Annotated in this window: 10 protein-coding genes; 6 read left to right on the top strand and 4 right to left on the bottom strand. The window is 62.3% G+C overall.

Annotated features, from left to right (window positions below):
* Positions 1-15: 15 nt before the first annotated feature.
* Positions 16-774 carry a thioesterase II family protein gene (locus HX815_RS20860; RefSeq protein WP_177023348.1) on the bottom strand — a complete coding sequence of 253 codons (759 nt, stop codon included), beginning with the start codon at positions 772-774 and terminating at the stop codon, positions 16-18.
* Positions 775-1,052: 278 nt separating this feature from the next.
* Here HX815_RS20860 and HX815_RS20865 point away from each other — a divergent pair, with 278 nt between their 5' ends.
* The gene (locus HX815_RS20865; protein ID WP_003209024.1) at positions 1,053-1,604 is read left to right on the top strand and encodes an RNA polymerase factor sigma-70; all 552 of its coding nucleotides are present in this window, start codon (positions 1,053-1,055) and stop codon (positions 1,602-1,604) included.
* A 137-nt stretch (positions 1,605-1,741) separates the two neighbouring features.
* Here HX815_RS20865 and HX815_RS20870 read toward each other — a convergent pair whose 3' ends face one another.
* The 3 genes from HX815_RS20870 to HX815_RS20880 all read right to left on the bottom strand — a co-directional run bounded on the left by HX815_RS20870 (position 1,742) and on the right by HX815_RS20880 (position 4,333).
* Complete coding sequence (locus HX815_RS20870) at positions 1,742-2,755, bottom strand: GNAT family N-acetyltransferase (protein ID WP_003209026.1); 1,014 nt, start codon at positions 2,753-2,755, stop codon at positions 1,742-1,744.
* Between the two features lie 66 nt (positions 2,756-2,821).
* Entirely contained in the window at positions 2,822-3,610 is a 789-nt protein-coding gene (locus HX815_RS20875; RefSeq protein WP_083853176.1) for an ABC transporter substrate-binding protein, read from the bottom strand.
* 99 nt (positions 3,611-3,709) lie between these two features.
* Positions 3,710-4,333 carry a TetR/AcrR family transcriptional regulator gene (locus tag HX815_RS20880; RefSeq protein WP_087695088.1) on the bottom strand — a complete coding sequence of 208 codons (624 nt, stop codon included), beginning with the start codon at positions 4,331-4,333 and terminating at the stop codon, positions 3,710-3,712.
* 154 nt (positions 4,334-4,487) lie between these two features.
* Here HX815_RS20880 and HX815_RS20885 point away from each other — a divergent pair, with 154 nt between their 5' ends.
* From HX815_RS20885 to HX815_RS20905, 5 genes are all read left to right on the top strand, one after another.
* Complete coding sequence (locus HX815_RS20885; protein WP_177028811.1) at positions 4,488-6,266, top strand: acyclic terpene utilization AtuA family protein; 1,779 nt, start codon at positions 4,488-4,490, stop codon at positions 6,264-6,266.
* Between the two features lie 12 nt (positions 6,267-6,278).
* Positions 6,279-7,151, top strand: a complete 873-nt coding sequence (locus HX815_RS20890; protein WP_177028812.1) for an SDR family oxidoreductase — start codon at positions 6,279-6,281, stop codon at positions 7,149-7,151.
* 3 nt (positions 7,152-7,154) lie between these two features.
* Positions 7,155-8,771 (top strand): geranyl-CoA carboxylase subunit beta, encoded by a 1,617-nt coding sequence (gene atuC / locus HX815_RS20895; RefSeq protein ID WP_177028813.1) that lies wholly within the window; start codon positions 7,155-7,157, stop codon positions 8,769-8,771.
* 71 nt (positions 8,772-8,842) lie between these two features.
* Positions 8,843-10,000 carry a citronellyl-CoA dehydrogenase gene (gene atuD / locus HX815_RS20900; protein ID WP_003209038.1) on the top strand — a complete coding sequence of 386 codons (1,158 nt, stop codon included), beginning with the start codon at positions 8,843-8,845 and terminating at the stop codon, positions 9,998-10,000.
* On the top strand, positions 9,997-10,770 hold the full coding sequence (locus HX815_RS20905) for an enoyl-CoA hydratase/isomerase family protein (RefSeq protein WP_008431696.1): 774 nt from the start codon (positions 9,997-9,999) through the stop codon (positions 10,768-10,770). The genes atuD and HX815_RS20905 overlap by 4 nt, the downstream gene beginning before the upstream one ends.
* Positions 10,771-10,828: the final 58 nt, after the last annotated feature.

Consider the following 10,828-nt stretch of genomic DNA (forward strand, 5'->3'; position numbering starts at 1 on the left):
GCCGGGGGGGCTTGTTCAGCCGGTTGCCCGGGCCATCTGCCGCGCGGCGTCATTGCGCCAGCGGGCCAGGTGTTCGTCGGCGTAACGCCGCACACAGCGCAGTACGGAACTCTCGTGCTGCACCAGGAAGAAGTGGTGACCGTCGAACATGTCGAGGGAGAAACCGCTGGCGGTGTCTTGCTGCCAGTCCAGCAGTTGATCGGCGCGCACCGTGTCCTGCTTGCCGCCGAATACATGGATGGGCAGGCTCAGCGGCTCACGCTCGCCGTATTCGAAACTGCCGCACAGCAGGAAGTCGGCCCGCAGGATCGGCAGCATCAACTGCATCAGTTCGGCGTTGGCCAGCACGTCTTCGCCCGTGCCCTTGAGTTCCCGCAGGCGGGCGATCAGTTGTTCGTCGTTTTTCTCGATGGCGTATTCGCTGACATCGCGACAGGCCGGGCCGGCGGTACCCGAGGCAAACAGCGCCAATGGCGGCGGCGCACCCCGTTCGCGCAGGGCATGGGCCAGCTCGAAGGCCAGCAGGCCGCCGAGGCTGTGGCCGAACAAGGCGTAGGGGCCGTCCAGCTCGGCGCGGATCTCATCAGCCAGTTGCCCGGCCAGTTTTTTGATATCGCGCTGCAACGGCTCGTCCATGCGCATGCCGCGCCCCGGCAACTCCAGCGGCCGCACCTGCAACCACTCCGGCAGCGCCCGCCGCCAGCGGCTGTAGACCATGGCGCTGGCGCCGGAGTAAGGCAGGCAAAACAGGCGTAATCGAGCCGGCGTGTTCATTTCAGACCACTCCCGCTCACACGATAAAAACCCATTTTGTCCTCCTCCAGGCGCTGATCCTTGGCCGGTTTGTTAACTGGCCTTTCACCCATGAGAACGGATGGCACCGGGAAATAATTAGTCAGCGAGACGCCGTTCACACCTCTCGATAAAGCATAAGATTAGTTCGTCTTCTCATTTGACAATCATTATCATTAAGCATAATTTGTTGCCCGATGTGTAGGAGGCCTCAGCAAGGACGCCCTCCCCCAACCTTCTCTTGCAACAAGGTGATTTCCATGACGGAACAAGTATCCACAGGCAGGTGCGACTCACCCCTACTCCAGGCCTTCGTCGACAATCGACTGATCCTGGTCAAGATCGCAGCGCGTATTACCGGCTGCCGATCCCGCGCCGAAGACGTGGTGCAAGACGCCTACTTCCGGTTGCAATCGGCCCCCACCATCACGTCATCGTTCAAGGCGCAGCTCAGTTACCTGTTCCAGATCGTGCGCAACCTGGCTATTGATCACTACCGCAAGCAGGCGCTGGAGCTGAAATATTCCGGCACGGAAGAGGAAGGCTTGAATGTGGTTATTCACGGCGCTTCACCTGAGACCTCGCACATCAACTTTTCGACGCTGGAGAACATTGCCGACGCCTTGACCGAGTTGCCTCAGCGCACGCGTTATGCGTTTGAGATGTACCGGCTGCACGGGGTGCCGCAGAAGGATATTGCCAAGGAGCTGGGGGTTTCACCGACGTTGGTGAACTTTATGATTCGCGATGCGCTGGTGCATTGCCGGAAGGTTTCCGGGACCCATAGCGACACGTTTGCGCGGCGGGCCTGACGCGCCACACATCCCATGTGGGAGCGGGCTTGCTCGCGAAAGCGGTGGATCAGTCACACATGCATTGACTGACACTGCGCTTCGCGAGCAAGCCCGCTCCCACATTTGATCTTCGTGCACTCAGATTTTTTGCTCAGTCAAACCAACCCACACCGCTCAAAAAACCGTTCCCGCCCCAGAATCATCAACGCCGCCCGCTTATGAGGAAAATCAAACTCCTTCTCACAGTGGAAACACTGATTCTGCATATGCCCAATCATCTTCCCGTTATCCGCCCGAGGCTCAGCCACCACACGCTGCGTACGCGGATCATCGAGAAACAAGTAATGCACCAGCGCCGACAACCAGCTCGCTACCTTGTGCGGACCACGGTGGTGCTCTTCGCCCACCAGCATATGAATCCCGCGATCGTAATCCGCTGCATCATAAAACGGCGCAATCCGATCCTCCTTCGCCCAATACGCCTCGAAATAAGCAAACGGCTCATCATCGAAACAGCCAATCAACGTCAACGCATGGGGATCCGCTTCCAGCTTGTCCAGATACTCCCGATGCTGTTCCAGGCTGCCAGTTTCCTGCCAGAAATTCGCCACCCGCGCACTGTTCTGCCAACGATTGAAGCGCGCCAGATCAACATCAATCTCCACCGTACGCAGTGAAATCCACGCCCCCAGCCGCGCATCAAACCGCCGATACACCTCGCCCCGCGGCTTCGGCGCACGGGCAGGATGACGCTTGCCGCCGCTGATGATCATCTGCTGCGGATAAGTCCCCGTGAGAGATTGCCCCAGCCACGGTTGCGGCAACTGCCAGAACAACGTGCGCTCGCAATGAAACTGCCCGGCAACCCCGGTCGCCACCAGCAACCCACTGCGCAAGGCATCTTCCGGCGCATGCTCAAGACACCAGACCAGTCGCTGACGCCCGGGCTCCCTGGCAAACAGCCAATAACACGCCGCCCACAAGGCACGGGCAGCCGGCACACTGGCGGGCTCCTGCAAATGCACCTGCACCTCATCACCCCGCTCAAGGCGCAGGCGAATCAGCGGCTGGCCCTCAAGGGTGAGGCTCAGGCGGCTATCAGTTTCATCAGCATTCAGGGCGGGTCCCGCCGGCAAGGGCAGCACTGACAGGTCATTCAGATTGGACATGGGATGGGCTCACGAATCGTCGACAGTTCAACAAGTGACGTGAGCCGAGGGCAAAAATTTAGACGATCACGGTACCGGCATTACATCGATGCGGTAAGGCTCGAAGATCTTCAGCAACTGGCCGTTGTCCCTCAGCTGCTTGAGCAGCCCGGCGAACGCCGGCCCCGTGATCGGCGCCTTGGGCCGCAGCAACGCATAGTGGTGGTACACCTGGTCGATCCGCTCGGACACCAGGAACTGCCCCGCCGTATCGGCATTGCGCACCAGGAAATCACTGAGGTAGGAACGTGTCACCAGGGCGATGTCGGCCCGGCCCCGGGCGACCATCAGCAGGTTGCTGTCGTGGGAATAGGTCAAGGTGGCGTTGAAGTGCTCCGCCATGTACTTGGGGTCGGGGTTGAAATTGGCGAACGCGTAGTGATAGCCGCTGAACACCGCCAGGCGCTTGCCGGTCAGGTCGGCGAAATACGATTGGTCGCGACCGGGCTCCTGCTGGGCCACGAAGATTTCCGCATCCTCCAGGCCCATGTCGACATCGGTGTGGGCAATATCCTGCCAGCCCCACTTGGGGTTTTCGAAGATCGCCATGTCCACCCGACCTTGCTGGAAGTCGCGAAAACGCCGGGGAATCGAGGTGGGTACCAGCACAAACTGGTAGTCGGTTTGCAGGGCGTTCAAGGCTTCCACCAGTTGCGGCAGCAACCCGGTGTCGGCGCCCTGCTCCGGGCGCACGGTGTATGGCGGGAAATGCGCAGCACCGACCCTCACCAGTTGGGCGGCCGAGGCAGGCATCAGCCACAGTGCGCCAAGTGCCCATATTGAGAGTCCTGCAGCCAATCGCCAAGGCGAAAACATCAAGGCACACACCGTCGAAAACTTTGATCCCGCTAAGCTAGGCGTTTTTGTCTATCGAGACAACTTTCTGCCACACAATTAATAGCTTGCGCGAAAGGGCTAGTCAGCTTTCAACACCATCAGCAAGGCTTCGTCGGCCAGTTGCTCCAGGGTCATGCTGCCCTGGGCGCGAAACCAGGTGGTGGTCCAGGACAAGGCGCCCGTCAGGAAACGCCGCGTGATAAACACATCGCCCTTGATGTAACCGGCGTTTTTCGCCTCCCCCAGCACCTGCAACCAGATCTCTTCGTAGATATCGCGCAAGGCCAGCACCTGGGCCTGGCCCTCGGCCGACAGGGAACGCCATTCATACACCAGCACCGCCATGGCCTCGCCACTGCCGCCCATGATCGACTGCAATTCGCAACGAATCAGCGCCAGCACCCGCTCGCGCACGTTGCTCGCCTCGGCCAGGGAAGCGCGCATCAGGGCGGTGTTGTAGTGGATGGTTTCCTCCATCACCGCCCGCAGGATTTCGTCCTTGCTCTTGAAGTGATGAAAGATGCTGCCGGACTGGATCCCGACCGCGCCGGCCAGGTCACGCACGGTGGTGCGCTCAAAACCCTTGTTGCGAAACAGGTGGGCCGCGGTTTGCAGCAGCTTGCCACGGGCACTGTCGGGGTCGGTCAATTGGCCGGCGTCGACCATGGTGCGCATCACCCGCAGGGCTTTTTGCTCATCCATGCTGCTCTCCTTAACTTCTGGTTACGTCTTGGGCGGCAATTTAGGCCGTGGCAGCCAACCAAGCAAGCGCTTGGGGCAAAGTTATGACCAGAGTTTACAAACCAAGCGCTTGCTTGGTAGTGTTGGTATCAGCAAACCAGAGGAAGGACGCCCCATGAACAAGACGGTACGCATCGGCTGCGCCAGCGCCTTCTGGGGCGACACCTGCACCGCCGCTGCGCAGTTGGTGCACGGCGGCACGCTGGATTACCTGGTGTTCGACTACCTGGCGGAAGTCACCCTGTCGATCCTCGCCGGAGCGCGAATGAAAGACCCCCAGGCCGGCTATGCCACGGATTTCGTCGAGGTGCTGACGCCGCTGCTGGCGGATATCCAGCGCCAGGGCATACGCGTGATCAGCAACGCCGGCGGGATCAACCCCCAGGCCTGCGCCGCCGCGTTGCAGGCGGCCTGCGACCAGGCCCGAATCCCGTTGAAGATCGCCGTACTACTGGGGGATGACCTGCAACCGCAGTTCAAGCAACTGCAAGGCGTCACCGACATGTTCAGCGGCGCGCCCTTGCCGCCGATGTGCGTATCCACCAACGCCTACCTCGGCGCGCCCGGCATCGTGCAGGCGCTGGAGCTGGGTGCCGATATCGTGATAACCGGCCGTGTGGTGGACAGCGCGGTGGTCAGCGCGGCGCTGGTGCATGAGTTCGACTGGTCCTGGCAGGACTACGACCGCCTGGCCCAGGCGGCATTGGCCGGGCATATCATCGAATGCGGCGCGCAGTGCACCGGCGGCAACTTCACCGATTGGCGGGAGGTGCCGGACTACGAACACATCGGTTTCCCGATTGTGGAGGTCAGTGCCGACGGCCAGTTCACCGTCAGCAAGGTCGAGGGCACCGGCGGACTGATCAGCGAACTGAGCGTCGCCGAGCAACTGCTGTATGAAATCGGCGACCCGCGCGCCTACCTGTTGCCCGACGTGATCTGCGACTTCAGCCAGGTCAAGCTCCGGCAACAAGGCAAAAACCGCGTGCACCTGCACGGCGCCAAAGGCCTGCCGCCCACCGACCAGTACAAGATCAGCGCCACCTACCCGGATGGTTTTCGCTGCACCGCCAGTTGCCTGATCGCCGGGATCGACGCGGTGGCCAAGGCCGAACGGGTCAGCCAGGCGATCATCAACAAGACCTCAGAGCTGTTCAGCCAGCGCGGCTGGGCGCCCTACACCGACATCAACATCGAACTGCTGGGCAGCGAAGCCACCTACGGCCCCCATGCCCAACGCCAGGACTGCCGCGAAGTGGTGGTGAAACTGGCGGTGCGTCACCCCAGCAAACAGGCGCTGGTGCTGTTCGCCCGGGAGATTGCCCAGGCGGCCACCGGCATGGCGCCGGGGCTCACCGGAATCGTCGGCGGGCGACCCACGGTGTACCCGCTGATTCGGTTGTTTTCATTCCTGATCGATAAAAGCGCCTGCCAATTGCAGGTCGACTTCCTTGGCGAACGGCATGCCTGCGAATTGCCCGTCGCCAAACCGCTGAACACCTCGATCGCATTGATCGATCCGCCCAAACCCCAAGGCCGCGCCGACGCCAACGTGCCGCTGGTCAAGCTGGCCGTGGCCCGCTCCGGCGACAAGGGCAACCACAGCAACATCGGGGTGATCGCCCGCGAGCCCGAGTACCTGCCGTGGATCGCCGAGGCGCTGACGCCCGAAGTGATCGTCGACTGGATGAGCCACGTGCTCGACCCGATCCACGGCCGCGTCGAGCGCTGGTATTTGCCCGGTAGCCACAGCCTGAACTTCCTGCTGGAAAACGCCCTGGGTGGCGGCGGGATTGCCAGCCTGCGCATCGATCCCCAAGGCAAGGCCTTCGCCCAACAGTTGCTGGAAATCCCGATTGCCGTGCCGCAGCACATTGCCGATCAATTCACTTAAAGGACCCACGCCGTGGCCTTCGACTCGATCTTCAAAGCCGACCTGTTCCAGGGGCAGACCATCATCGTTACCGGCGGCGGCAGTGGCATTGGCCGTTGCACCGCCCACGAGCTGGCAGCCCTCGGCGCCCATGTGATTCTGGTGGGGCGCAAGCCGGAAAAACTGCAAACGGTGGCGGCGGAGATCAGTGAGGACGGCGGTCGCGCCAGCTGGCAGGCCTGCGATATTCGTGATGAAGAAGCGGTCAAGGCACTGGTCGGCCATATCCTCCAGGAGCACGGCCCGATTCATGGCCTGGTGAACAACGCCGGCGGCCAGTACCCCTCGCCGCTCGCGTCGATCAACCAGAAGGGCTTTGAAACCGTGTTGCGCACCAACCTGGTGGGCGGTTTCCTGATGGCCCGGGAAGTGTTCAACCAGAGCATGAGCAAGCACGGCGGATCCATCGTCAACATGCTCGCCGACATGTGGGGCGGCATGCCCGGCATGGGGCACTCCGGTGCGGCACGTTCGGGCATGGACAACTTCACCAAGACCGCCGCCTTTGAATGGGGTTACGCGGGGGTGCGGGTCAACGCCGTGGCGCCGGGCTGGATTGCCTCCAGCGGCATGGACACCTACGAAGGCGCATTCAAGGCGGTGATCCCGACCTTGCGCGAGCATGTTCCGCTCAAGCGCATCGGCACCGAATCGGAAGTCAGCGCGGCGATTGTGTTCTTGCTCAGCCCCGCCGCCGCGTTCGTCAGCGGCAGCACCTTGCGCATCGACGGCGCCGCCAGCCTGGGCAGCCGCGCCTGGCCGCTGCACAAGGCGCAACCGCCGAGCGTGTCCTTTAATGGTTTCCACCGGGCTTACTTGCCGGACGTGCTCAAGGAGGAGAAATAAGCCATGCCGGTGATCGACTCGCAACTCGACGCCCACAGCCCGCAATTCGCGCAGAACCGCGAAGCGATGCTCACGGGCGTCAATCAATTGCGCCAGCTGGAGCAAAACCTGCTGGGCAAGGCCGCCGAAGCCAAGGCCAGGTTCGACAAGCGCGGGCAACTGCTGCCACGGGAACGCCTGAATTTATTGCTCGACCCCGGCGCGCCGTTCCTCGAACTGGCGAGCCTGGCCGGCTACAAACTGCACGATGACAAAGACGGCAGCGCCGCTGGGGGCGGGTTGATCGCCGGCATCGGCTACGTCAGCGGCGTGCGCATGCTGGTGGTGGCCAACAACAGCGCGATCAAGGGCGGGACCATTTCCCCCTCGGGCCTGAAAAAATCCCTGCGCCTGCAACAGATCGCCATGGAAAACAAACTGCCGGTGGTGACGCTGGCAGAAAGCGGCGGCGCCAACCTCAACTACGCCGCCGAGATTTTCGTCGAAGGCGCCCGCAGCTTCGCCAACCAGGCGCGGATGTCGGCCATGGGCCTGCCGCAGATCACCGTGGTGCATGGCTCGGCCACGGCGGGCGGCGCTTATCAGCCGGGTCTTTCGGATTACGTGGTGGTGGTGCGTGGCAAGGCCAAGCTGTTCCTGGCCGGCCCGCCGCTGCTCAAGGCCGCCACCGGCGAAGTCGCCACCGATGAAGAACTGGGCGGCGCCGAGATGCATGCGCAAACCGCCGGCACCGCTGAATACCTGGCGGAAAACGACGCTGACGGCGTGCGCATCGTGCGTGAGATTGTCAGCCTGTTGCCGTGGGATGACCGCTTGCCGCCTGTGCCAAAGCGCGCTTACAGCGAGCCGCTGTACCCGATTGACGAGCTGTTGGGGCTGATCCCCGACGATCCGAAAAAGCCCTACGACGTGCGCGAAATCCTCGCGCGGTTGGCGGACGCTTCCAACTTCCTCGAATTCAAGGGCGAGTTCGACCCGCACACCGTCTGCGGCCACCTGCATATCCAGGGCCGCGCCTGTGGCTTTATCGGCAACAACGGGCCAATCACCCCGAAGGGTGCGAGCAAGGCCGCGCAATTTATCCAGCTGTGCGACCAGAGCCAGACACCGCTGCTGTTTTTCCACAACACCACCGGCTTCATGGTGGGCACCGAGTCGGAACAGCAAGGCGTGATCAAGCACGGCGCGAAGATGATCCAGGCGGTGGCCAATGCCCGGGTGCCGAAACTGACCATCGTCGTCGGCGGCTCCTACGGTGCCGGCAACTATGCGATGTGCGGCCGTGGGCTCGACCCGCGTTTTATCTTCGCCTGGCCCAACAGCCGCACCGCCGTGATGGGCGGCGCCCAGGCGGGCAAGGTGCTGCGGATCGTCACCGAAGCCAAGCAACTGAAAGACGGCCTGGTGCCCGACCCCAAGGTGCTCGACATGCTCGAACAGGTCACCGCACAGAAACTCGACAGCCAGTCCACCGCCCTCTATGGCAGCGCGAACCTGTGGGACGACGGGCTGATTGACCCACGGGATACACGGACCTTGCTCGGGTTTCTGCTGGACATCTGCCACGAGGCCGAGGTGCGGCAGTTACAGCCCAACAGCTTTGGTGTGGCGCGGTTTTGATGATCGTTCCCACGCTCCGCGTGGGAATGCAGCCCGGGACGCCCCGCGTCCCCATAGGGAGAACAATAAAAATGATCTTCACCCAGGAACACGAAGCACTGCGTCGCACCGTCCGTGGCTTTGTCGAGCGCGAGATCAACCCGCATGTGGATGAGTGGGAAAAGGCCGGACGCTTTCCGATCCACGAGATCTTCCGCAAGGCCGGCGACCTCGGTTTGCTGGGTATTTCCAAGCCGGAAAAATTCGGTGGCATGGGCCTCGACTACAGCTACTCGATCGTCGCCGCCGAAGAGTTCGGCAGCATTCGCTGCGGCGGCATCCCGATGTCCATCGGCGTGCAGACCGACATGTGCACCCCGGCCCTCGCCCGCTTCGGCTCCGATGAATTGCGCGAAGAATTCCTGCGCCCGGCCATCAGCGGCGAACAGGTGGGCTGCATCGGCGTTTCGGAAACCGGCGCCGGCTCCGACGTGGCCGGGCTGAAAACCCATGCCCGCAAGGACGGCACTGACTACGTGATCAACGGCAGCAAGATGTGGATCACCAACTCACCGAGCGCCGACTTCATCTGCCTGCTGGCCAACACCTCGGACGACAAGCCGCACATCAACAAGTCGCTGATCATGGTGCCGATGAACACCCCCGGCATCAGCGTCAGCCCGCCCCTGGAAAAGCTCGGCATGCACAGCTCGGAAACCGCCCAGGTGTTTTTCGACGACGTGCGCATCCCCCAGCGCAACCGCATCGGCCATGAAGGTGCGGGATTCATGATGCAGATGCTGCAGTTCCAGGAAGAGCGGCTGTTCGGCGCGGCCAATATGGTCAAGGGCCTGGAGTACTGCATCGACAGCACCATCGATTACTGCAAGGAACGCAAGACCTTCGGCAAGGCGCTGATCGACAACCAGGTGATCCACTTCCGCCTGGCCGAACTGTCCACCGAAATCGAATGCCTGCGGGCGCTGGTATACCAGGCCACCGAGCAGTACATCAAGGGCCAGGACGTGACGCGCCTGGCCTCCATGGCCAAGCTCAAGGCCGGCCGCCTGGGCCGGGAAGTCAGCGACAGTTGCCTGCAATATTGGGGCGGCATGGGGTTCATGTGGGACAACCCGGTGGCCCGGGCTTATCGCGATGTGCGGCTGGTGTCGATTGGTGGTGGGGCGGACGAGATCATGCTGGGGATCATCTGCAAATTGATGGGCACCCTGCCGGGGAAGAAGTCGTGAACACGTTGTTGCTGGAACCGCATAACGGGGTGCTGCATGTGACCCTCAATCGGCCGGACAGCCGCAATGCCATGAGCCTGGAAATGGTCAACGAACTGCGTGCGGTACTGGCCGATGTGGCTGGGGACAAGAGCGTGCGGGCGTTGGTTATCAGCGGCGCGGGTGGGCATTTTTCGGCCGGTGGCGATGTGAAGGACATGGCTCGCGCGGGAGCCGCGGGAGGCTTGCAGGCGTTGAACCGGGCGTTCGGCACGCTGTTGCAGGAAGTGGAGGCGCTGCCGCAGGTGGTGATTGTGGTGCTTGAGGGTGCCGTGTTGGGCGGCGGGTTTGGGTTGGTGTGTGTCAGTGATGTGGCGATTGCGGATCATCAGGCGCAGTTTGGGTTGCCGGAGACCGGCCTTGGGTTGTTGCCGGCGCAGATTGCGCCGTTCGTGGTGAAGCGTATCGGGCTGACCCAGGCGCGGCGGCTGGCTTTGACGGCGGCGCGGTTTGATGGGGTTGAGGCGCTGCGGTTGGGGTTGGTGCATTTTGTGGAGCACGATCCGCAGGCGTTGGCGGAGCGGCTGGATGAGGTGTTGGGGCAGGTTTTGCGGTGTGCTCCGGGGGCTAATGCGCGGACCAAGGCGTTGCTGCTGGCCAGTGGTGAGCAGGTTTTGGGGCCGTTGTTGGACCAGGCTGCCGAGTGGTTTGCCGAGGCGGTTTGTGGTGAGGAAGGGGTTGAGGGGACTCAGGCGTTTGTGCAGAAGCGCAGGCCGGGGTGGGCGCGATGAATCGGGGGCATATCCGTTATTTTTGTAATGGCGACTATGGGTTCCGCTCTTACAGCGG

It is taken from the genome of Pseudomonas sp. E6002, from assembly GCF_013385565.1.
Taxonomy (GTDB): Bacteria; Pseudomonadota; Gammaproteobacteria; order Pseudomonadales; family Pseudomonadaceae; genus Aquipseudomonas.

What these genes read in the sequence shown, in the direction of transcription:
- HX815_RS20860 (WP_177023348.1), bottom strand. Translation starts at nt 774, where the DNA reads ATGAACACGCCGGCTCGATTACGCCTGTTTTGCCTGCCTTACTCCGGC.
- HX815_RS20865 (WP_003209024.1), top strand. Translation starts at nt 1,053, where the DNA reads ATGACGGAACAAGTATCCACAGGCAGGTGCGACTCACCCCTACTCCAG.
- HX815_RS20870 (WP_003209026.1), bottom strand. Translation starts at nt 2,755, where the DNA reads ATGTCCAATCTGAATGACCTGTCAGTGCTGCCCTTGCCGGCGGGACCC.
- HX815_RS20875 (WP_083853176.1), bottom strand. Translation starts at nt 3,610, where the DNA reads ATGTTTTCGCCTTGGCGATTGGCTGCAGGACTCTCAATATGGGCACTT.
- HX815_RS20880 (WP_087695088.1), bottom strand. Translation starts at nt 4,333, where the DNA reads ATGGATGAGCAAAAAGCCCTGCGGGTGATGCGCACCATGGTCGACGCC.
- HX815_RS20885 (WP_177028811.1), top strand. Translation starts at nt 4,488, where the DNA reads ATGAACAAGACGGTACGCATCGGCTGCGCCAGCGCCTTCTGGGGCGAC.
- atuC (WP_177028813.1), top strand. Translation starts at nt 7,155, where the DNA reads ATGCCGGTGATCGACTCGCAACTCGACGCCCACAGCCCGCAATTCGCG.
- atuD (WP_003209038.1), top strand. Translation starts at nt 8,843, where the DNA reads ATGATCTTCACCCAGGAACACGAAGCACTGCGTCGCACCGTCCGTGGC.